The sequence below is a fragment of the Archaeoglobaceae archaeon genome, assembly GCA_038734275.1.
Taxonomy (GTDB): domain Archaea; phylum Halobacteriota; class Archaeoglobi; order Archaeoglobales; family Archaeoglobaceae; genus WYZ-LMO2.
This window is the reverse complement of sequence record JAVYOO010000007.1, coordinates 20,938-42,369: the sequence shown is the minus strand read 5'-3', so window position 1 is coordinate 42,369 and position 21,432 is coordinate 20,938. Positions and strand designations below refer to the sequence as shown.

Below are 21,432 nucleotides of genomic sequence, written 5' to 3'. Positions count from 1 at the left end.
CCATGAACTTTGAAAATTGGAGGGTTTTAATTACTGGTATAAGCGGTTTCGTTGGCTCTTATCTTGCAAGATACTTGCTAAATCAAGGAGCAGAAGTCTATGGCATCCTAAGGAGAAGGGCAGACTGGTCTGCTCCTCAGAATCTTGTTGAAAGAGGAATATATGGGGATTTGAAGCTAATAGATGGAGATTTGCTCGACATCTCCTCAATTGCTCGAGCTTTAGACTTATCACAGCCAGAAATCGTTTTTCACCTTGCCGCACAATCCTTTGTTCCTCAATCTTTCGTGAACCCCGTTGAGACGATGCAAACAAACTGCATCGGGACTCTGAATTTGCTTGAAGCAATAAGAATTAAAAACATAGATCCAGTCGTTGTTTTTGCGGGTTCAAGCGAGGAATACGGGCTTGTAATCAGTTCTGAAAAGCAATATCAAAAAATAAAGTCTCAGGGCAAAAACATTCATCCCGAGCCCGAAAGAATTCCAGAGTTGCCCATAAAAGAGACGAATCCATTGAGACCGATGTCGCCATATGCGGTGAGCAAGGTATATGGGGACTTTCTTTTCAGGAATTATTATCACTCCTATGGCTTGAGGACAATAGTTTCGAGGGCTTTCAACCACGAAGGGGCGGGAAGGGGAAAGATGTTTGTCACCGCCAACATCGCGTTGCAAGTTATGAAGCTTAGATTTGGAGAGCTCGAAAGAATAAGCATTGGAAATGTTAACGCATTTAGAGACTGGAGCCATGTAGAAGACATTGTCAAGGGCTATTGTTTGCTTGCCCTCAAAGCAAAATATGGGGAAGTTTACAATCAAGGCTCTATGAGAACGAATTCTGTGCTTAGCTATATACTTCTTGCCTTAGAAATGGCTGGCTACACGATTGAGAGAATTGAAACCTTCAAAGGTGAAAAAAAGGTCGAGAAGCCAACTGAGATAAGCGATTCAGAGCTCTTTGGTGTGAAGTTCGAAAAAACTGTGATTGATGAGATGATGCTTAAGGATGAAATCTACTTCGAGCTCGAAGACAAGGGAATCTTTGCCTTCACAGATAAGGGGAAAGTTGCCATAGAATTCGATGCAACTCGCTTCAGACCAGCTGAAGTTCCAATTTTGCTTTCAGATACCAGAAAGGTTCAAGATTTGGGATTCAGGGCTGAACACAGCATTAAAGACATTATAAGAGACCAGCTGAACTACTATCTCGATGCAAGAAGAAGGAATTAACTCAGAGCAAAATTCCCTCTTCTAAAGCTTTTTTAACCGTCCCTATCTCGTTCTTTTTCTTTTCAAACTCCTCCTCTGTGTAACAGAATACGTCAAGATGTTCTTTTTTGTCCCAAAACTCGTAAATAAAGCGAATTCTATCGAGAAAATGCATTCCTTTAAACTTTTCGCTTATCAGAATTAAATCGAAATCCGAAGTTTTTAAATAATCTCCTCTCACTCTGCTGCCGAAAAATATCGCTTTCAATTCCCCTATTTCTTTCCTTAGCTTTTCAACAAACTCCTTTATCTCTGCAATTCCCTCTTCACCCATTCTACCACCTTCTTAGCATTTTCAAGCTTTCTCTTGGCGATGTTATCATCGTATATTTCATATGGGACTTCTCCAGCAACGTCAGGATATCTTGAGATTACAAAATCCGGCGTTAAATCTCGCAATATTCCCAAGAACTCTTCGGGTATTCCTACTGCTTTTCCTAAGAAAACTAAGGAATGTGTTTGTGTTGATTCCCTGAATTTGTTGATATAGAGAGCCTTTAAAGCTTTCTCGACCGCTTGCTGAGCGAGAAAGGCAACTAAATAATATTCACCAATTTCAAAATTTCTTTGCCCAGCTTCAAGATCTTTTAACGCCTGTTTTAGCCATCTACTCGCTTCTTCTATCACAAACTTAGTAGTCTTATCATTTAAAATCTTTTTTCAAGTGTGGCAAAGTATAATTCTTTCGTTTTCTCAGCAACCTCATCCCAGCTTGGAACTCTAACGTTTTCAACTTCAACTTCTGAAGCTTTTTTAATCAGTTCCGCAAGCTTTGCTGGATTTGGTGGATATTCAATGCCGAAAACGTTTCTCTCATCGACCCATTCAACCAAAGCAGAAGTTTTTGCAACAACACAGGGAGTTTTGCTTGCCAAGGCTTCAGCAACGACTAAACCATAGGCTTCAAACTTTGAAAGCAAAGCCAAAACGCTTGCTTCAGCGTATTTCTTTATAAGCTCTTCTCTGCTCAGATCTTGATAGAATTTTATTCTGCTTAGGACTCCGAGTTTCTTTGAAAGCTTTATAATTTTGCCCTTATAGCTTCCCTTACCAACGATCTCGAGCTCAAAATCTGGTAAAAATTTTAGAGCTTGGATTAAATACTCTAACCCCTTGTATTTTTCTATTCTGCCAACGTAGAGAATTTTCTTCCCTATTTTACTCTTCTCGAGGAAGTCTTTGTTTACTCCCAATGGAATTGCAACCACTTTGAATTCTTCGACTTTAAAATCCCTCAAAATTAGTCTCTTTTCAAACTCGGAATCACATATTATCGCATCAGCTTTTTCAAAAACCTTTTTACCATAGATCTTGTAGAAGCGGAACAGGACATTCCTGAAAAAGCTGTGTCCATGCCCGTGATAATGGGGCGTGAAAACGAATGTCTTTGGATTTGAAATCGCAGCGTATAAAGCTGGCAAGGCATGGAAGTTGTGAGCATGAATTAAATCGTAATCCTTTGCATGCTTTTTCAAAAATCTTCGAAGCTCATTGGAGAAAAAATATGCGTTGCTCGGAGCATAAGATTTGAATCTCCTAACTTTAATGCCCTCAATCTCTTCGAATTTTGCAAGTTTTCCGCTTGGATCTGTCGTGAGAACTTCGACTTCGAACTCCTTCATTCTTTTTGCCAATTCATAAACATGCGTCTCGACTCCACCAATGTCAGGAAAGAAGCGTGGAGTGACGTAGGCAATTCTCATCCAAGGTTAGCTATCTCTGGAATTTAAAGAGTTTAGCTTAAGATAAATTAAATAAAATCCATTAATTCAATCAAAAACTGAGAAATACTTAAATATACTTTTAGCTTTTAAAAAGAGTATGAATTATGAATTGGTAAAAAAGTCCTTTATTACTGTGATAAACAAATTATACAACACCCAAAAACTGACTCTACCAAATGGATTAATTTTATTTTGCTTACCAGATGGATTTGGTTCCATAGAAGAGAATCTATTCGAAAATGTTTACTTTTCTGTCGAAGAACTAAAATTTGCAAAATCTATAGTAGATTTAGGGGCACATAGTGGTGCTTTTACTGTATTTTCCATCCTTAATGCAAAAGAGAACACAAAGATAATTTCACTAGAACCCAATCCCGCTAATTTCGAAATTCTGTTAAAAAACATCAAGCTTGTTGAAAGTGTAGCGACATCTAAGAATCTAAAGTTAGAATGTCTCAAAATGGCTGTGAGTGACAAAACTGGTTTATCCAATTTAAAAATAAGTTTCTGGAGCGAAAGTTCACATCTTTCTGAAGATGGGGATGTTTTAGTCCCAACTATCTCTATTATTCAAGATTTATTATTAAATCTTGAAAGCCCAGTGGTTATTAAAATGGACATAGAGGGGGAAGAGTGTAATATATTTCGCAAAAACACTTCTTGGCTAGACCAAATAGACTTAATAGCTATTGAAAACCATGGATGTGAAAATGAAATAATTCAAAAGTTGAAAAATAGGGGCTTCGAAGTTATTGTAGATAATCGAAAAATCGACAAAAAATTTGCATGGTATTGGATAAAAACTTCACCAAAAAAATACACCTATGTCATTTCACTTTATAGACTAATTGTTTCGACCCTCATCAAACCTGAAGTAAGTATTATTAAAGGAATAAGAAAATAGAAAATACCCCAGAACACAATACTAAAAAATAGCAACTCACATGAATCTCCAAAGGTCGCTGATTGCCAAGCTCAGAGTAAATTTCTTTCAGTATGCCCTTTCTCTGTTCTTTCGCAATTTACTCCGCATAAATAAGAACGTCTATCTCAATAATATCCCACCAATTCTTCCAACTCCTCCTTATTTCACCAAATTGAACTCTATGATTAAAGAAACAGCGAAGTTTTCAAAAGCAAACTAAAAATATCGAAGCGATACCAAAGCTGTGCAATTTGAAACTTTGCTAAATAAAGTGCTGGAAGAACCAAAACTTGAAGATTGTTGCAAACTGCTTGAAAAAGCGAAAAGCTTTGAAAGGGTTCGAAAACTTCTGGATTTAGCCTCAAAAATTAGGGACGAGAAAGTTGGTAGAATCTTGAAGCTTGACTCCTTTGTTTACCCAGTAAAGAAATGCGTTATGGAAAAATACTGCATATACTGCTCAAATTATGTTGAAAAGTTTAGATTGGAGCCTTTAAGCACTGAAGAGTTCAGCACTGCAATAGATTTCATAAAAGACTGTGAGATGAAAAGGATAACGCTTGAAGGAGGTTACAATCCCGACAATAGCAAGATTCCAAATTTTATAGTAATGGCTAAAAAATCAGGACTTGAAACAATTCTTGACATTTACCCCATAAGCCAATCAGAATTAAGGACATTCAAAGCTCTTGGTGTTTCCGAAATCTATGCCTCACTTGAAATCCCAGATTCAAAGCTTTTCTCCCACTTTAAGCCTGAAGAAAGCTTTGAAAAGCGTTTAGAACTTGCAAAAGAGGTCTGTAGAAATAAAATAGGGCTCTCGAGCACCATAATGATAGGCTTGCCGAACACAAGCTACGAAATCTGGATTAAAGGCTTATTTATGCTCAGAGAATTCGAATGTCTCAATCACTGTGCGATTTCGAGCTTCAATCCAGTCTATGGCACCCCATTACAAAATGCAGAGCCTTTATCGCCAGTAAGCGTTGCGAAATTCGTTGCAATCGCAAGAATTCTGCTCCCAGATAAGGATATTTCAGCCTGTGGCTCAGTTGGTCTACAATCCCTACCGCTAATGCTACTGGCTGGAGCAAACAGGGCTTATCTCGGAGCCTATGTTTGCAGAGCAAGAACTCAGAAGGGGTTTGCTGACGAGCTCGAGGACGTTTTTAAGCCTGATTACGAAGCAAAAGTCAGAAATGGCTTGGTATTTGCAAATCCGTCTGAAGCTGTTGAGAGAATCTGCAGAGATCTTGGATTTGAAGTGGACTGAATGAAAACGGTTATAATCTGAATTCAAGTCCAAGTTTAAAAAGAGGGTGGAAGGTTGAACTCAAAAAGATCGGGCAGGATTAAAAACGTGATTTTCTTTATGTCTGTTGTCATTTCAATTATATTCTCCGCCTCAGCAATTACAATTGAACCTCAAATAGATTTTCAAGTTTCAGTTGCTGGAGATGGAAAGCTTTATCTTGGCGACGATACCGCTTTAACCCTTTTGATAGAAAATGAAGCCAAAATAACCGACTTTCCTGCAAACGAGAACACTTCGCAACTGCTAACCTTACTGACAACAGCCAAAGACGTGAGGGTTGAGCTTGAAGGCGGTTATCCAATAAGCGTTGAAACAGCTAACGCACAAATAATCGGAGACCTTCCAGCTGGAAGAACTGCAAGCGCCACTTTCAGAGTAAAAGTTGATGAAAATGCCCCGCTTGGTGAATACTCGATTCCAGTTGAAATAAGTTATACAAAGGTTTCCCTATCCGCAGTAGGCTCAAACTATTTTATAAGCTATTCAGGAGCTCAAAAGGTCACGGAATACTTTAAAATCAAAATCGCAAAGAAAGACTACGATTTCAGTGCTAAGGTTGTAAGCGATCCATTAAAGGCTGGAAGAGAAGGAAAGGTTGATTTAGTCATAGAGAATGTCGGTGAAAAGGATATAAAAGATGCAGTAATGATCTTGAACGTCTCCGCTCCGATTCTGCCAAATCCAGATGCGATTTCAACTTACATAAGTGAGCTAAAAGCAGGCGAAAAGATCTCGGTATCTTTTAAAGTCTTTGTGAGCGATAAAGCTTTAAGCCAAGATTATCCCGCATCGCTGACATTAAAATTCAGCACAAATTCTGGGCAAATTGCGATTTCGAAGCAAATTGGTTTAGCGGTTGAAAAGGGAAAGGTTTTCTCGGTATCGAAAGTTGAAAGCTTTTTAACTCCAGCAAAATCCATTCAAAGCTCCCAAGCTACTCAAGCGGTTTCCATTGGTCAATCAAGCTTGCTTTCCAGCCTGATGCAAACTCAGTCGCAAAGCTCAACACAATTCGTGACTATGGCTTCAAGAGGAGTTGTGAGGGTTGAATTTGAAAGTCAGGAAGACCTTCAAAATGTGGTTGCAATACTCTCATTTGATAATCAAGCTCTTCAGCCAGAAAACACGCCTTATATGGGCAATATCAAAAAAGGAGAAAAGAAGATTGCGTTGTTCTATGTAAAATCCATGGCTCCTGCTGGGAGTTATCGGGGAAGCTTTTTGCTGAAATACAGGAACGAACTTGGAAGCGAAGTTGCTACACCTCAGGAATTCGTTGAAGTAGAAGTGAGCCCGTCGCTTATAGGCATTGAAAAGGTTGAATCCCAGCTTGGGGTTGGTTTAAAGGGGGATTTGAGAGTTTTGCTTAAAAATAAGATTGATTATGCCTTGGAATCCGTGGAACTCTATATTTTTGTCCCCTCTTTTATAACCACTCTTAGTCAAAGCTCTTATCTGCAGAAGTTGAACCCAAATGATGTTGGAGAGGCTAAGTTCAGGCTTTCAGTTTCTGAAGACGCTCTTGGTGGTTATTACAGGCTTTATATTCTCGCAAAGTATAAAATTGGAAATGCTGAAGACCTTTTAAGCATAATCGAGGTTCCCGTTTTCGTTGCACCGAAATTTTCATCTTTTGAAGTCCTCAGCGTAGATGGGGAGCTTTATCCAGATTCAACTGGAGAGATAGCGGTTAAGATAAAGAATTCTGGAAGTGCTGTTGCAAAGAATGCTGTTGTTGAATTGCAGGTTTCACCACCTCTCAGCGTTGCTGGAGTGAGCTCGATTGCGAGCATGATTGGTGTATCTCAGCCGGGAGTTTACTTTGTTGGGACTATGAATCCAGGAGATACCGCTGTAGCTAAGTTCAGGATTGAGGCAAGCAAGGATGCAGGAATTGGATTTTATCCCGCAACGATTACTTTGGGCTTTGAGAATGAAGAGGGCTACAAGCAGAAGTCAAATCCAATAACGGTTTCAATCGAAGTCAAAGAGAGACCTCTGCTTAATTTCGTCACAATCACAACTTTAGCCCTAATCTCCTTTGCAATAATTGCAATTGCAAGGTTTGCGAGAAAAAGAAGGAAAGCATGAACCAGCAAGAAAACTTGTTAAAGAGCTGGATAGCCTTCTTACCTGTAAGCTTCGGTCTATTCATGGTTTTGCTCGATGTCAGCGTTCTTAATGTAGCTTTACCAAGAATTGCAGAAGATTTCAACGCAAAGATGTCGGATTTGCAGTGGATTCTGAATTCCTACACGCTAACGATGGTTGTGCTGCTTGTGCTCACTGGCAGGCTTGGAGATATGTATAGGCGAGATAGGCTTTTCATTCTCGGCATGGTCATATTCACAGCAAGCAGTTTTCTCTGTGCGCAATCGTGGAACATAGAGTCACTAATCTTTTTCCGCATAATTCAGGCAGTCGGAGGAACGATTCTGAGCGCAAATACATTGGCAATAGCAACTGAGCTTTTCCCAGCGGGAAAAAGGGGAACAGTAATGGGCTTAAATGGCATTCTGATGGCATCAAGCTTCACTCTTGGTCCAATAATAGGTGGTTGGCTCACTACGCATTTGAGCTGGCACTGGGTTTTTTATATAAACGTCCCAATCGGAATAATCTCTACAATTGCGGGCTGGTTCACAATTCCAAAGCTTGGGGCGAGAGAGAAAATGCCAATCGATTATCTTGGAACTTTTTTGCTCGCCATTGGCTTGGGTTCGCTGACTTTGGGCATCATAGAGGGACAAAACTGGGGTTGGGGTGATGAAAAAACCTTAGCATGCTTTGTGATTTCGATTCCATACTTAATAGCATTCGTTTTCAGAGAAATAACCTATGAATATCCTTTGCTCGATTTGAGCTTATTTAGAGTTCGTAATTTCACGGTTGGATGCTTAGCGTCGTCAATTTTATTTTTTGGAATGTCAGCCTCAATCTTTCTAATTCCATACTTCCTTCAGGGAATAAAATCTCTAAGTGCAGAACAGGCGGGCTACTGGATGATCGCAATGCCAATTATGAACACAATAGTCTCTCCAATTGCGGGAAGGCTTAGTGACAAGATGAATCCAAAATATCTAATGTGTATAGGTCCTCTGCTCTTCGCTTTCGGCATGTTCAACCTGATGGATGTAAGGATCGAAGTTACCTACTGGGAATTCTTTGTTATGCTCATACCTCTCGGAATAGGCAATGGATTGCTTATATCTCCGACATTAAACGTTTTAATGGCTTCGATTCCAATAGAAAAGGCGGGAGTAGCAAATGGAACGCTAAGATCGATGAATACCTTAGCTCAGGCGATGGGTGTTGCGGTTGGTGGCGTTTTGCTTACAAGCAGAATGAAAGACTGGATTCCAAGCTACGGCAACCAGATACCCGACCCCGGCACGATGAATTTGTTGTTCTATTTAGCTGTTCAGGGCAAACCAGTTCCACTGATTGGAATGGTTGAAGGTTTCATGGATAGCTTTGCCTTCGTTTTCTCTACAATGCTATGGCTCCCAATCTTTGCCTCGCTTCTAACCCTACTTTTTTTGAGTGGCGAAGAACATTTGAACAGTTTAAAGGCAAATAGGACTTAAAGTAGATATGTGAGCAAGGAGCGAAATTCTTATATTCTGTAAATCTTTGCTTAGTTAGGTGAAAGCATGGCTATCGTTGAGAAAATAAGCCTTATTCTGAGCTGTTTGCGAAACAGCCAAATATTCCCTCGGAGTGATTAAATACGTGAGGTGATCTTAATGCGGGAGAATCTGAACGTCCTAATCTTTTTCCTTGCAGTTCTTTTGGTCGCAGTTGGGCTTAAATTCATTCCAAGCCTGTCCTTTCTTGGTTTAATTCTACTCCTCGCAATAGTTCCCGCGATTATGCTTAGATTTCAAAGCTTCTTTTCAAAAAAGACGACAATTTTAGGAATTTTTATTGCTGGGCTCATTGCTAATCTCCTTCTGGGCTTAGCGTTGCTCTATTTGGTGAAAGAGATAGATCTTGTAAGTATCTTAGCGTCTTTGCCATCTTTGCAAGCTCTTTTTTGCTCTCCGCTGGAGTAAGCAGAAGGGAAATCTTTGCCTTCTACTTCTGGTTCCTGATCTCTGCTGGACTGGCAATTCTTTTTCTGCTCCCGACTGGAAGAGCAGAGTCAGTTGGTTTTGCTCATAATTTACCAGCAGAACTGCGGTTTATACCATTGGTTACAATTTATCTCGAATTCTCCTTAATCCCTTCTGCTTTCTGTTTTGTTTTCAGGAAAATAAAAGCATTCTTAGTGTTTCTTCCAATGCCAATCGTTCTCGGCTACGCGTTGTTCTTCTCAATTTAAAATATGCTCTCGATTCAGAAATTTTTAATATTGCTTATTGTTAGCTCAAGAAGTTCGAGTTTAGTGATACATAATTTCCTTCACGTGAGAAATCTTGAGCTTAAAAAGTGTTACTAAAATTCAAAATTTTATTCCAAATCAAAAAACCTCTTTTTACATATATGTCATCAAGTAGCAAAATCTTTATATATTAGTAGCACGCAACATAGCTTAGTGAGAGCATGACAGCTAAGAAAATAATAAGCCTGTTTCTGGTTTTAGTCATGCTTTGCAATTTAGCGACGCCAGTGATGGCAAAAAAAGCTGAAGGAGAGACCGAAAACAGTTGCAACGACATAACGCTGAAGAGAATTGTGGAAGTCGAGATTGCAAAGAATGGAAAGGCGATTTTGAACATTACAGAAGTGAACAAAAGCTTAAGCGAATGGATTGCTGAAACAGAGATCAAAGGTCAAAAATACAGGATCTTAGTCCTTCCCCATACAAATAGCACATACATCATCAAGATTTTGAATAGCAGGAATTTGGAAATTTGGAGTGGAGTCTCAAATTACAATCCAATTGAGAACCTTGGAGAAAGAACTTATCGACTGAGTGTTCCAATTCCTCCAGACGCTTATTTAGACATATATCCTGACAAATATAGCTATAGAAAAGGCGAGAATGGAGTAGTTACTTTATTCATCGATAATGGAGGTGTAACAATAGGGTATACCTCCTACTTCATCATAATTCCACAAGGTGTTACTTATAATGGAGTTCTTGATGGTCCACAGCCAATAGCTAAGATTCACCTGACAGAAACAAATGGATGTTATCCGGTCCCAGAGTATGGCGTTGTTTGCGGCAAAGGGGAACTTCTTTTCTGGCAAGCGGGGTTCATCTTTCCGGATACAAAAAACAGGTTGTGCTTGATGTTACTAACTCTGGAAAATTCAAATTTGAAGCCGGAACTGCGGTTGTGGATGCTATCATCGGTTGGGGTGATGTATCCTCAGATAGCTTTACGGTGACAGTATCATGAAGATAAGGAATAACGTAATCTATTATTTGCTAATATTTTTACTTATCTACTTGCTAATTTCAGCAATGATCGCTCCGTGGTTTGCAAAGCCAGTCATGCTCTTGTTTGGAACGATTTTCCTAATCGGACTCCTGCTTGTAATATTTGCTATTTTTAAAGTTGTAAGTAAAAAATTGCTGCGGATTAGGAAGTGATTGAAATGATAGAGAAAAGAAGCAGCGAAAGCTCTTGCCAAGATCAAAGCTGCTTAGCATTTGATTACCAAGTGGAGATCAAAGAGATCTACAATTACTCAAACAATGGCAAGAAACTCACTTTCAGCGAAGTAAAAGTTTACAACGCAACAGCGAGCTTCGATTTCAAAGTGCTTAGCTACTTCGCCGAAACCGCAACCTATAATCTTAGCTTGGTGACAAGAATGATACAAGTTGAAGGCGAGAACTACTTCGTAACCGCTGTCAATGTAGCTCCTAAGGATGAGAAGAAGTTTGCTCCATTCGCTGATGTCATCGAGATTAAAAGCAAAGCCAAGCTCTCCGAGCACTACAGAATTCTTGCTGAAGTGCTGAATGAGATAAGAAAGCAAGATGAGACTTCTTGGATTTGGAATAAGGCTAAGCTTGAGCTGGGCTATTTGAGCAAAGCGGTTGAGAGGAATTTGGCTGAGTTTAATGTTGAGGGGAAAGGAAATGCGTTGGTGATGGATTCAATTAACGTCTGCGATTTTATGTTAAATCCCGTAATATACCTTCGTTTCCAATGTTTAGACCCAAGACAGCCAGCTTGGTAAATTAGCCTATCCTGTTGCGGAACTTTATTTGCTGCATCTACAATCTGCACAGCAACATGTTTAGCATCAGGACTCACAGGTTGCGCTTCATGTATTTGGGCAGCTTTGCAGGGTATCCAAGCTTGTTACTCAAGTTGCCCTAAAATGAATATTTGCTGGGCTCCGGTCGGTTTCACGGTTTCGTGCACGAGATTATGGTAAATTTTTTTTAAATCAATGGAGTGATATGGCTATGGATTTACTACTCCTGCTAAACATAATTGTGCCCATAGTGCTTTTAGTGGCTTAATTGCAATTGGAAAAAGAATTAAAGCTAAAGAAGGTATTAGAACTTAGTTGCTATACCTTATGGCAGTTCTTCTCCTTTTACTCCATGGTTTGCTAAAAGTCTTCAAAATTGGATCTTCTGAACTTCAACTCACAGCACTAATAGCAGTCTTCATCCTTTTAATTTTGGCTTTGTTGTCAAAAAGAGACTTTGGAAAAAATAACCCATTAGAAAATTTTTGCTAAGGGCTATGGTTAAAATTTATATTTTTATTTTATTTAAGGAGGGTTAAACATGGAAGAGGCACCGATCTGGGTTGATTGCCTTGGACTCTCTGGGTTTGTATTTGGTCCGGCACTTTTAATTTGGACTCTTGTTTTCAAAAATAGGATCTTAGAGAAAGAGGGCACAAAAGGCTTTTATGGTGGGGATTCTATTTTCCATTCTGCTAATTTTAATGGCTCTCTTAACTTATCTTCGCAGAGTCCAATTCTTGGACGCTACAACATTCGCGATACTTACTACTTCTGCTTTTTACACCGCAGTTATACTATTCTTTGTTTTGGGTAAATTAGAAGGAAGAAAGGGCTTAGTTGAGCAAAACTGAGATAATTTTATATTTTTGTCAAATTAACATTTACAGAGCTCAATAGGCTTAATCAGGTAATAAAGTTCCCTCCTATCTTTAGCCCTTTCGCGGGCAATGATCTCAAAGCCTTAAAATCTGCCTCATTTCCTTTACTGAGCTTATGCACAAATAGAATTTTGCCATCTGGCTTCAATTTGGGCAAAAATCTTCTCAAGGCGGTCATCGAAGAGGCGAAGGGCAAAGTCAGATCGTTCAAAATAACATCAACAGGCTCGATTTTGCTAATGTCGAACTTAAAGGCATCCTCTATAAAAATCTTGATATTTCCAAGGCTTTCAAGCTCTTTAAGGGCTTCCTCGAATTCCTTGCTGAACTCTATGCCATACACAAACCTTGCTTTCTCGCTTGCGTAAAGCAGAAATCCACCCGCAGAACTTCCAAGATCTCTTTTTAAGTTTTATAAATATAATATCTCCCTCATACAATCTCCACGGATGAAACAGTGTCTTTTTGCAGAAAAAGGAGATCGCAAATTTCATGGTCTTGAAGGATTAAGCAAAAGTGTTTCACTTTCATACGATCACAATTAGCTATTTGCTAAGTTGAGATTTAAATCAATCAATAAATTGCCCCCCAAAAGAACCATGCTCCGTTTTTATAAAACCAATGTTCTGCTAAAAGAGTTCCGAATTACTGACAGAGAAAAGGCTAAATAACACTAACCAGAAGTAGAAAAAATGAATGTTTTGGAAGTAAAAACTAAAAAGAAAACGGAGATCCTCGATATCACAGAAGAAGTCGAGAAAATGCTAAAAGGCACTGGAATTGCTCTTATTTACACTCCGCACACAACCGCCTCGATCATTCTGAATGAAGCGGAAAGCGGTCTGCTTGAAGACATTCTTAAAGCTCTTGAAAAAATTGTTCCCCAAAATGTAAGCTACAGGCACAACGAGATCGATAACAACGCTGAAGCTCACATCAAAGCTTCTTTGCTTGGAAATTCCGTGCTCATCCCTTTTGAAAACGGAAAACTCCAGCTCGGCACTTGGCAAAGAGTCCTATTTCTGGAATTCGATGGTCCAAGGACAAGAAAGGTGTTCGTGAGGGTTCTATGAGGGACAAAAGAGATCATTACTACTGGGAAGCGAAGAAGCAAGGCTATCGCAGTAGAGCTGCGTTCAAACTGAAGCAAATAAATCGGGATTTCAGGCTAATTCGCAAGGGAGATGTTGTTCTCGACCTTGGTGCCACGCCGGGTGGCTGGAGTCAGGTTGCGGTGGAACTTGGGGCTTTCGTTGTTGCGGTTGACATAAACCCGATGGAAAAGCTTGAAGGCGTAACCTTCATTCAGGGCGACATTACCGACGAATCTCTCGTCGAGACCTTGCTTGAGATCAGCGATTGCTACGACGTAGTCATGAGCGATGCTTCGCCAAAGATCAGCGGAGTGTGGACTGTAGACCATCTTCGCTCCGTAGATCTGGCAAGAGCAAGCTTCAGAATTGCACAGCAAGTTTTAAGGCTTGGGGGCAATTTTCTTGTTAAGGTTTTTCAGGGTGAAGAGATCCAGAATTTCTACAATGAGCTGAAGCCTCATTTCGGCTTCAAGAAATTCCACAGTCCAAAGGCTTCAAGAAAGAGCAGTGCGGAGATCTACTTCATCGGAAAGGGTTTCAAGGGCTTAAGATAGGACTTTCTAACTTCGTTTCCATGCCCCGGATAAGCTATTTCCCATTCCATTTCAATAAACTCCTTTACAGACTCAAGATAACGTTTATAATCACTGCAAAAGCTCCTTAGCGAAAGCTTACCACCATTTCTTATAAGATCACCACAATAGGCATTAAAGCCTTTAAAAATGCAAACGCTCCCGGGAGTATGCCCCGGTAAGTGGACGATCTTGAGACTGCTTTCGAGCTCAAAAATGCTCCGAACGTTCTCTGGTGCTCTATAATTGCTCAACTTCTCAAGCATTTTAGCCATCATTCCCATAAAACCACTGAAATTGAATTCCTTCTCTCCAAGAACATAGGGCATGTCCTCGGGATGAACATAAATTGGACAGCCAAAGATCCTTTCCAGCTCCCTTGCTCCCGCAATGTGGTCGAAATGTGCATGGGTTATTATGATCGCATCAAGCTCTTCAATCTGTTTGGCTAAAAGCTTCCCGTCGGTTCCGGTGTCGATCAAAATCTTTCTGCTTCGATCTTCAATTAAATAAGCGTTGCAACCTCTTGACTTCAGCCTCATAGCTCAAAGCTCATCAGATCTTCCGCTATAATAGCATTGAATTCGAAGAATTCGAGAATTCTGTCTTTCTGTGCGAGGGTCATTGGGTAAAGATGGGTTAGATAAAGCTTTTCAGCTTTGCAAGATCCAAGGCACTCTTTAAGATTCTCGGGCGTTGTGTGAAAGTCCGCCTTGAATCCAAAGGGCAAAGATAGCTCATGGATTATAACATCGCAATCCAAGGCAAATAACTCGGGAAAAGCCCTTGTGTCCCCGCTTATTGCTACAGCATCGTCTAAAATGTAAGCTCTGCTTTCGATCGTGTGAATCGTCGCAAGAGTGCTTACTTTCAGTCCCCCAATCTCAAACTTTTCATCTTCGCAAACAAAGAACTTAAGCTTTCCCCTTAGATACGGATAGACATTTAGCATGCTTTCCATGAAGTTCTTTGTTCCCTTTGGACCATAGATCTCAATTATATCACCATCCATTAGCCATCTTGCCTTTAAAAGGTTGATCAGATCTCCGTTATGATCCAAGTGGTTATGGGTCAGGCAAACCGCATCTATTTCCGTGGGCTGAATGCCCAGTTCTTCAAGTCTAAGCAGAGCCCCACAGCCGATATCGACAAGAAACTTTAAATCGTCTTCAATAAGAATCGAACTCTGAGCCCTTTTTTCACACGGCACTGAAACACCAGTGCCAAGAAAAGTGATCTTCATTCTCTCACCCCTAAAAATTCAGCAAGCTCTTCAATTATTGATGCGGAAAGCAATTCCTCTCCCTTAAGGATCCTAAAGCCTTCTTTAAGCTTTAAGCCAACATTCTTCCCGAGAGCCTGATAATTTGCAACCACAAATTCCGAAACCGCCTCTTCTGGCCTCGTATGCTTTCTGAAGTCGAAAGCCCACCATCTGCCATCCTCTAAGAAGGGTTCAAAAACTCTCTGCTTCGACAGAAAATTCTTCACATTATCGTGGTCCTCAAATATGGGTCCAAGTTTTCTCGTGATCCTCGAAAGCTCCTTTATCTGACATTCAAAGATCAGATAACATTTATCCTTGGCGAAATAGCTGAAGCGAAGGGGCATAAAGCCCTCTCTTTTTAGCATCTCAAAGATCTTTCTTCCCGCTCTTTCGAGCTGTGGATAAAGGTTGTCTTCAACGATGTCTGGCTTTTCAAACTCCAACGCAAATATTTCGGAACTTCTGAGCTCCATAGCCTTCAAAATAATGCCTGCTGAAATCCTTTTTCGCTTAGGAATAAAAAATTCAATTGAGGGATTTTCAAAGAAAAGTCTTGAGAGATGCACAAACCTTGCCAAATTATCAATGCTCAGATTTGCCGCAACGTTTCTTTTCTCGTCAACTGGATCAACTACAAAGAAAAATTCTCCTTTGCGAGTTTCTCCTTTTTTTGGATCTATAACAGTTTTTCGATCCCATTTTCGGGCATTTTTAATGCATTCAATAAATGATCCGTAAAAGACTATTAGAAGCTCGCAGAGATAGCCTGAAAAGCCTCTGACTTTATATTCTGCACCATACAGTCCATTAGCCTTCAGAAACAACTTCAAAAGCCTTATTTCGTTTTCTTTCCCTTTAACTCTTTCTTTAAGCCATTCATGGTGAAATGGTGTCCTGTCAACAGCAGAAATGATCTTATTGGCACTCTCAACTCTGTAGCACGGAACGAGATCAACTTCAACGCCTAAAAGCTCTCCATGAACATATGGATGCTCAGCATACCTCAGCTCGAATTTTTCAAATATTTTTTTGCCGATCTCAATGATTTGATTTTCAAGCTCTTTTTTTGGAATCGTAGCTGGGAAAAGGACAAAAACATCTATCTCCAGATTGCCACGAAGCCAAGTATTCCTTGCATAGCTACCCACAAGCCTGTAATCAAGTGCCAAGGAATTCAGCTTTTCTAAAAGCTCTTTTTCAGCTCTCTTAGCCTTTTCAACCTCCTCCTCGCTTGGAATTGCAAGCTTAAGAGCTTCGCTCAGCAGTTCATTCATTTCTGCCACCAAAAACAAAAATGTCCTTGTAAATTGGGCCAGATGGCTTAAGAATGCTCTGCTTCAGCCTGAAATCTTTAACAACCATCTCTCCAAAATTTTGGTCTTTATATTTTTCTAAGACTTTTTCAAGCTCGGGATTCCTTCTTTTAACCCTTGCAATTGTTACATGAGCCTCGAATGGCTTATCCCTTTCAAATCCGAGCTTCTTGAGTGCCGAATACACGCTTTCTGCAAGTCTGATGATCTCTTCTCTGCCCTCTTCGATTCCAATCCATACAACCCTCGGTTCACCTTTCTTTGGAAACTTCCCGACACCTTTCAGAGCGATTTTAAAGTTTTTAAAGTCAAGTCTTGAGAGAGAATTCTGAATTTCACTCAATTTAGCCTCTGGAACCTCGCCGAGGAACATCAAAGTTGTGTGGAGATTTTCCCGCTCAACAGTCTTCAAACCTTTAACCCGAGATAGCTCGGCAAGCAAAGGCGAGAGACTTTCCTTGATTTTCTCATCCATTTCAACCGCAACGAACAGCCTCATTCGCTGTTTATAGGCGAGGAAGTTTAAAAATATTTAGCCTAAATGAATTGAGATTAAGTAAATTGCGGAAATTAAGGTCGCAAACCCGAGTATTTTGCGAAGCTTTTCAAAACTAACCTTCAGACTTTTACCAAAAAGTAAGACCACCAAGATTGCTGAGGAAAAGCCCAGAACGTAGAATAAAGAAACCAGTAAAGGCCTCTCGCTCAAAACTGCTTCAGAAACTGCGATTCCCAAGAAGGGCGTAATGCATGGAAGCCAGAGAAAAGTGAGAAGAAAGCCAATAAAGAAGGGGGGTAGCTTCATTTTTGATATTGAGGCCAGTTTCGAAAATCTTTTTGAGATCTCCAGTTCCAAGCGGTCGCTGAGCAGGTATGCTGAGAAGAACAGCAGTAGAATGCTTGCTAAAAGCCTTAATCCGGAGATCAACACAGAAGTTAGGCTTAAAAGCGAGATCGACAGGATCAGACCAGCGAATAGAGCCAAAGAATCCTTTATTTCAAGCTTTGAGCCAGCAAAAACTATAGGTAGCACTGGAAGGACGCATGGAGACAGAATGGATATGAAGCCCAGAAAAAATGCAATTAATTCTTCGAACATGAAAAAATTGAAGTCTACCTTCTGTAGACTTCTCCAACATCCAGCTCGAGGCGTTCGCTTATTATGTCAAGAATTTCGCCAATTGTTGAAAGTAGCCGGTTGTATGACTCGATGAACATGACTACACTTTCCCTTGCATTTAACTTCGATTGCAGATCTGTTAGCTCATTCAAAAGATCGTTATCAAAAACACCCGACATCTGCTTTGTTATAAAGTCCTGTTGTTTCTTCTGGAACTCAATAATCATCGCCTGAGCTTCGGTATCCGCTTTCAGGTTTTTCTCCATTTCTAAGAAGTCTCTGTATTCCTGGAGGTTCATTAACGCCTCGGCCAAGGCTTCAGCCTTTTCCCTAACTTCTTCATCTATCATTAAACCACCCTTTTCGAATTTCTAACTCTTCAGCTCGAGACTATATTAAGCTTTCTATCCAACTATTTCTATGATTGATGGTTGTAGCAAGGCGTAAATCGATGCAGATAAGAAGATTAACAAAACTATTCCTGATGCGATCGCAGCATGCCTCGAACTCAATTCCCTCTCATTTTTCACCGCAAAAACCCAATATACTGACTGCCAGATATAAAGAACCATTCCGAAGAATACGGAAGCTGTCAGTGCATCCGAATTTCGCATTACAAATGACTCATATCCGAGATAAATCGTTATAGGGCATAAAATGATCGCTGGAATATAGCTGAATGCCACAAATTTCATCAGAGTTGCAAAGTTTCCTTTTCCCTTAAAGATTGCCGAAAAAACATAAAGAAGTGCTGTAACTACCATCCACCCTATAAAGGTAGACACAAAAGCACCACCCAATGTTGAAACCATGATCAATGGCTTAAACATCTCTATTTGCGACCCGGATAATCCCTGCTTCCTCATCTCCTTTACTGCCACTTCCAAGACAGTTTCCAATGAAAAATAAGCGGTAAAAGTTGCCATTATTGCTGAAATCAGCACGATAACTACTGGCAATTTAAAACTCATTGTCTTACGCTCTGAAAAGAACTTGTCAGGATTTACCAAAATGTCCATGAAAAAAGTTTGAGACCTATTATATAAGGCTAACTGAAAAATGAAGGTTCAGAATTTCTCTTTCAGCCTTTTTATAACTTCAACTGCAAATTCTTTCGTCTTCAAATTCCCCCCAAGGTCTGGAGTTGTCTTTCCACTTGCTATTGTCTCTTCAAGAGCTTTTTCGACCTTCTCAGCTTCTTCAGTATAGCCAATATGTCGAAGCATCATGCAAGCTGTGAGGATCATTGCAGTCGGGTTCGCAATTCCCTTTCCCGCAATATCAAATGCCGCCCCGTGAACTGGCTCGAAGATCGCATATTTATCTCCAATGTTTGCTGAAGGAGCTATTCCAAGCCCGCCAACAAGTCCAGCGGTGAGATCGCTAACAATATCGCCGAACATGTTTGTGGTAACGATCACATCGAATCGATAGGGGTTCATCACGAGAAACATGCAGGCTGCGTCTATGTAGTATTCGTTGAATTCTATGTTCGGATACTCTTTCGCAACCGTTCTGCATGCATTCCTAAAGACTCCGCATGTTTTCCTCATCACATTAGCCTTATGCAATGCGGTGACCTTCTTTCGCCCCTCTTTCTTTGCAAGCTCAAAAGCAAATCTTGCTATTCTCTCAGAAGCTCTTTTTGTTATGACTCTCATCGCAAGTGCTGAATCTTCGATTTCGAACTCAAAGCCTTTGTATAGGCATTCTGTGTTCTCTCGAACAACAACAAGATCAAGCCCCGGATAAAGGCACTTGACACCCTTCAAAGCTCTTGCGGGTCTCACGTTTGCATAAGTCTCAAGTTCTTGGCGTAGCCTAACTATCACGTCCGCAGCACTCTCACCTGCAGCACCGAAAAGCACCACAGAGTTCTTTCTGCAAGCTTCAAGCGTTTCCTCAGGCAAAGCTTTTCCATATTTTTGCAAAGCCTCATCTCCTGCTTCATAGAACTCATATTGCAGACCAAGATCGAGTTCGTTCAGGATTAGAATCGTAGCATCCATCACTTCCTTTCCTATGCCGTCCCCGGGAATTACAACGATTTTCATCTTCCCATCTCCTTCCTGCAATAGTTAATAAGCCCCCCACTTTCAACGATCTTAAGCAAAAACTCCGGCATCTCGTTTATTTTGTATTTCTCACCTTTTGTTAAATTCACGATCACGCCATTCTTCAGATCAAGCTCAATTTCGTCTCCTTCACTGATCTTATCAGTCTCAGGGCACTCGATAACCAACAAGCCAGTGTTAATAGCATTTCTGAAGAAGATCCTCGCAAATGATTTCGCTATTACTGCACTCACACCCAGACCCTTTAAAGCCAGAACCGCATGTTCCCTGCTACTGCCACAGCCAAAGTTCCTGCCAGCAACGATAAAATCACCTTTTTTAGCTTTGATTGCAATATCTCTCCTAACATTCTCAAAAGCATGCTTTGCAAGCTCCTCAGGTTCATTAAAGACCAGATATTTGCCCGGAATGATCACATCGGTGTCTATGTCATCACCAAACTTCCAGACTCTTCCCATGAATTCCGTTTTCAGAGGATTTAAAAAACTATATCACATGTCCCGGGTTCAATACAAGAACAATGACGAGAACGATGAGCCCCAAAATGAGCATTCTTAAGCCATTTAGAATTGCTCTATCCTTAGCCATTCTGCCCATAATTACACCAAGGACGAAAAGGCTTGCAGAACAGATGATCAGTGAACACTCCAAAGCCTCAAAAGGTGAAAGAAAAACGTATGGGAGAATAAGTATCAAAGCACCTAACATCGGTGATACTCCATGAACCAGCGACGAGAAAAAGGTTGCAAATTTGTGGGCTTCGTCAAAAATCGTTTCGTCGAGTTTAGAAAGCATAGACTTCTCCCTTCTATATCTTAACGCCTTCTGTTCAATTCTCTCTGCCTCAAAAGCTCCCCAAGAGCTTGAAATTCCCAAAGCCAAAGCGGTTGCAAAGCCTACTGGAATTATTAGCTCCCGAGTGTTATGTCCAGAAAGATAAGCTCCAATAATCATTCCTGCAATTGTTATTAGCCCGTCAAAAAAGCCAATTACAAAGTATCTCCTCAAGATTGCCGAAATTTCTACGAGATCAAAGTAAACTCTCGCTTCCCTAAGTTTTCGTAGGTTCATTTCAAGAGATTCTCAACCAACTCAAAGGGTAAGTTTATTTCTGAAAGCTTTTTCTTCGCTCTTGCAAGATCCTGGGGCTTATATACCCTATTCTTTGCTTTTCCAACTATTGCTTCAAGCTCGAGATCTGTAAGAAAGTTTTTGAGGTAATCTAAAACCTCGTTCTTTGCGATAATCTTTACATCTTCCTTTTTTATAAATTTTGTTGAATTAAATATATAAGCCTGATTCTTCCAGCACTTCTCGCATTCCGAGATCAGAACTCTCGTTCCTTCCAAAACTAGCCAGAATTTCTGTAACATTGAACCCCCACAATCGCAAAAACCGCCAAAAATCTTCTCATTGACCTCACTAAGACTATAGGCCATGTTGTCAACAACAGCCCTTTTTATAGGTTCAATTAAATGGATCATACCGGCACTACTTTTTTGAGTTCCGGAATCTTGGTTCTCAAAACCCTCTCAACAAAAGCCGTAAGAGTGATCATGGACATGGGACACGTTCCGCATGCTCCTAAAAGTCGAACCTTAACAATCCCTTCCTTTTCATTCACTTCAACAACTTCAATGCTTCCGCCCTCAGCCATAAGCATCGGTTTTATATCTTTCTCGACGACTTCAATGACTTTTTGTTTCGGAACCATAA

General features: G+C 40.3%; 28 protein-coding genes. 12 read left to right on the top strand and 16 right to left on the bottom strand.

The window, feature by feature from the left end; genetic code table 11:
• Positions 1 to 2 precede the first annotated feature (2 nt).
• Positions 3 to 1,232 carry a GDP-mannose 4,6-dehydratase gene (locus QXI54_07440; protein MEM0302984.1) on the top strand — a complete coding sequence of 410 codons (1,230 nt, stop codon included), beginning with the start codon at positions 3 to 5 and terminating at the stop codon, positions 1,230 to 1,232.
• A 1-nt stretch (position 1,233) separates the two neighbouring features.
• Here the strand turns inward: QXI54_07440 and QXI54_07435 are convergent, their stop codons facing one another.
• The 3 genes from QXI54_07435 to QXI54_07425 are packed head-to-tail and all read right to left on the bottom strand — an operon-like array spanning position 1,234 to position 2,974.
• Positions 1,234 to 1,545, bottom strand: coding sequence for a nucleotidyltransferase domain-containing protein (locus QXI54_07435; GenBank protein ID MEM0302983.1), 312 nt, complete (start codon positions 1,543 to 1,545; stop codon positions 1,234 to 1,236).
• Entirely contained in the window at positions 1,518 to 1,898 is a 381-nt protein-coding gene (locus QXI54_07430; GenBank protein MEM0302982.1) for a HEPN domain-containing protein, read from the bottom strand. The genes QXI54_07435 and QXI54_07430 overlap by 28 nt, the downstream gene beginning before the upstream one ends.
• Before the next feature lie 20 nt (positions 1,899 to 1,918).
• Entirely contained in the window at positions 1,919 to 2,974 is a 1,056-nt protein-coding gene (locus QXI54_07425; protein ID MEM0302981.1) for a glycosyltransferase family 4 protein, read from the bottom strand.
• Positions 2,975 to 3,092: 118 nt separating this feature from the next.
• Between QXI54_07425 and QXI54_07420 the strand changes: the two genes are divergently transcribed.
• The 9 genes from QXI54_07420 (at position 3,093) to QXI54_07380 (ending at position 11,373) form a co-directional block, all read left to right on the top strand.
• Positions 3,093 to 3,899 (top strand): FkbM family methyltransferase, encoded by an 807-nt coding sequence (locus QXI54_07420; protein MEM0302980.1) that lies wholly within the window; start codon positions 3,093 to 3,095, stop codon positions 3,897 to 3,899.
• A 265-nt stretch (positions 3,900 to 4,164) separates the two neighbouring features.
• Complete coding sequence (locus QXI54_07415; GenBank protein MEM0302979.1) at positions 4,165 to 5,193, top strand: radical SAM protein; 1,029 nt, start codon at positions 4,165 to 4,167, stop codon at positions 5,191 to 5,193.
• A 99-nt stretch (positions 5,194 to 5,292) separates the two neighbouring features.
• Positions 5,293 to 7,326: a hypothetical protein gene (locus QXI54_07410; protein ID MEM0302978.1), complete on the top strand. Its 2,034-nt coding sequence runs from the start codon at positions 5,293 to 5,295 to the stop codon at positions 7,324 to 7,326.
• The gene (locus tag QXI54_07405; protein MEM0302977.1) at positions 7,323 to 8,822 is read left to right on the top strand and encodes a DHA2 family efflux MFS transporter permease subunit; all 1,500 of its coding nucleotides are present in this window, start codon (positions 7,323 to 7,325) and stop codon (positions 8,820 to 8,822) included. Before QXI54_07410 ends, QXI54_07405 begins: the two co-directional genes overlap by 4 nt.
• Positions 8,823 to 8,981: 159 nt before the next feature.
• On the top strand, positions 8,982 to 9,290 hold the full coding sequence (locus QXI54_07400) for a hypothetical protein (GenBank protein MEM0302976.1): 309 nt from the start codon (positions 8,982 to 8,984) through the stop codon (positions 9,288 to 9,290).
• A complete protein-coding gene (locus QXI54_07395; protein ID MEM0302975.1) occupies positions 9,272 to 9,559 on the top strand; it encodes a hypothetical protein in 288 nt (95 codons plus the stop codon). Before QXI54_07400 ends, QXI54_07395 begins: the two co-directional genes overlap by 19 nt.
• Before the next feature lie 221 nt (positions 9,560 to 9,780).
• A complete protein-coding gene (locus QXI54_07390; GenBank protein ID MEM0302974.1) occupies positions 9,781 to 10,572 on the top strand; it encodes a hypothetical protein in 792 nt (263 codons plus the stop codon).
• Between the two features lie 7 nt (positions 10,573 to 10,579).
• Positions 10,580 to 10,777 (top strand): hypothetical protein, encoded by a 198-nt coding sequence (locus QXI54_07385; GenBank protein MEM0302973.1) that lies wholly within the window; start codon positions 10,580 to 10,582, stop codon positions 10,775 to 10,777.
• 5 nt (positions 10,778 to 10,782) lie between these two features.
• The gene (locus tag QXI54_07380) at positions 10,783 to 11,373 is read left to right on the top strand and encodes a hypothetical protein (protein ID MEM0302972.1); all 591 of its coding nucleotides are present in this window, start codon (positions 10,783 to 10,785) and stop codon (positions 11,371 to 11,373) included.
• A gap of 927 nt (positions 11,374 to 12,300) precedes the next feature.
• Here QXI54_07380 and QXI54_07375 read toward each other — a convergent pair.
• Positions 12,301 to 12,618, bottom strand: coding sequence for a class I SAM-dependent methyltransferase (locus tag QXI54_07375; GenBank protein MEM0302971.1), 318 nt, complete (start codon positions 12,616 to 12,618; stop codon positions 12,301 to 12,303).
• 349 nt (positions 12,619 to 12,967) lie between these two features.
• Here QXI54_07375 and QXI54_07370 point away from each other — a divergent pair, with 349 nt between their 5' ends.
• Together QXI54_07370 and QXI54_07365 are read left to right on the top strand one after the other, a co-directional pair.
• On the top strand, positions 12,968 to 13,348 hold the full coding sequence (locus QXI54_07370; protein MEM0302970.1) for a secondary thiamine-phosphate synthase enzyme YjbQ: 381 nt from the start codon (positions 12,968 to 12,970) through the stop codon (positions 13,346 to 13,348).
• Complete coding sequence (locus QXI54_07365) at positions 13,345 to 13,923, top strand: SAM-dependent methyltransferase (GenBank protein MEM0302969.1); 579 nt, start codon at positions 13,345 to 13,347, stop codon at positions 13,921 to 13,923. The genes QXI54_07370 and QXI54_07365 overlap by 4 nt, the downstream gene beginning before the upstream one ends.
• Here the strand turns inward: QXI54_07365 and QXI54_07360 are convergent.
• Genes QXI54_07360 through QXI54_07305 form a run of 12 tightly spaced genes read right to left on the bottom strand, consistent with a single transcriptional unit; the run spans position 13,887 to position 21,430 of the window.
• Positions 13,887 to 14,483: an MBL fold metallo-hydrolase gene (locus tag QXI54_07360; protein MEM0302968.1), complete on the bottom strand. Its 597-nt coding sequence runs from the start codon at positions 14,481 to 14,483 to the stop codon at positions 13,887 to 13,889. The genes QXI54_07365 and QXI54_07360 overlap by 37 nt on opposite strands.
• Positions 14,480 to 15,184 (bottom strand): MBL fold metallo-hydrolase, encoded by a 705-nt coding sequence (locus QXI54_07355; GenBank protein ID MEM0302967.1) that lies wholly within the window; start codon positions 15,182 to 15,184, stop codon positions 14,480 to 14,482. Before QXI54_07355 ends, QXI54_07360 begins: the two co-directional genes overlap by 4 nt.
• Positions 15,181 to 16,482: a CCA tRNA nucleotidyltransferase gene (gene cca, locus QXI54_07350; GenBank protein ID MEM0302966.1), complete on the bottom strand. Its 1,302-nt coding sequence runs from the start codon at positions 16,480 to 16,482 to the stop codon at positions 15,181 to 15,183. The genes QXI54_07355 and cca overlap by 4 nt, the downstream gene beginning before the upstream one ends.
• Complete coding sequence (gene thpR, locus QXI54_07345; protein ID MEM0302965.1) at positions 16,475 to 17,020, bottom strand: RNA 2',3'-cyclic phosphodiesterase; 546 nt, start codon at positions 17,018 to 17,020, stop codon at positions 16,475 to 16,477. Before thpR ends, cca begins: the two co-directional genes overlap by 8 nt.
• 33 nt (positions 17,021 to 17,053) lie before the next feature.
• Complete coding sequence (locus QXI54_07340; protein MEM0302964.1) at positions 17,054 to 17,620, bottom strand: cytochrome c biogenesis protein CcdA; 567 nt, start codon at positions 17,618 to 17,620, stop codon at positions 17,054 to 17,056.
• Positions 17,621 to 17,634: 14 nt separating this feature from the next.
• Positions 17,635 to 17,991 (bottom strand): YlbF family regulator, encoded by a 357-nt coding sequence (locus tag QXI54_07335; GenBank protein ID MEM0302963.1) that lies wholly within the window; start codon positions 17,989 to 17,991, stop codon positions 17,635 to 17,637.
• Positions 17,992 to 18,045: 54 nt separating this feature from the next.
• Entirely contained in the window at positions 18,046 to 18,660 is a 615-nt protein-coding gene (locus QXI54_07330; protein MEM0302962.1) for a YIP1 family protein, read from the bottom strand.
• 48 nt (positions 18,661 to 18,708) lie between these two features.
• Complete coding sequence (locus QXI54_07325) at positions 18,709 to 19,695, bottom strand: isocitrate/isopropylmalate family dehydrogenase (GenBank protein ID MEM0302961.1); 987 nt, start codon at positions 19,693 to 19,695, stop codon at positions 18,709 to 18,711.
• Entirely contained in the window at positions 19,692 to 20,174 is a 483-nt protein-coding gene (locus QXI54_07320) for a 3-isopropylmalate dehydratase small subunit (protein ID MEM0302960.1), read from the bottom strand. The genes QXI54_07325 and QXI54_07320 overlap by 4 nt, the downstream gene beginning before the upstream one ends.
• Before the next feature lie 28 nt (positions 20,175 to 20,202).
• A complete protein-coding gene (locus QXI54_07315; GenBank protein ID MEM0302959.1) occupies positions 20,203 to 20,787 on the bottom strand; it encodes a VIT1/CCC1 transporter family protein in 585 nt (194 codons plus the stop codon).
• Entirely contained in the window at positions 20,784 to 21,200 is a 417-nt protein-coding gene (locus QXI54_07310) for a hypothetical protein (protein MEM0302958.1), read from the bottom strand. The genes QXI54_07315 and QXI54_07310 overlap by 4 nt, the downstream gene beginning before the upstream one ends.
• Positions 21,197 to 21,430 carry a NifU family protein gene (locus QXI54_07305; protein MEM0302957.1) on the bottom strand — a complete coding sequence of 78 codons (234 nt, stop codon included), beginning with the start codon at positions 21,428 to 21,430 and terminating at the stop codon, positions 21,197 to 21,199. Before QXI54_07305 ends, QXI54_07310 begins: the two co-directional genes overlap by 4 nt.
• Positions 21,431 to 21,432: the final 2 nt, after the last annotated feature.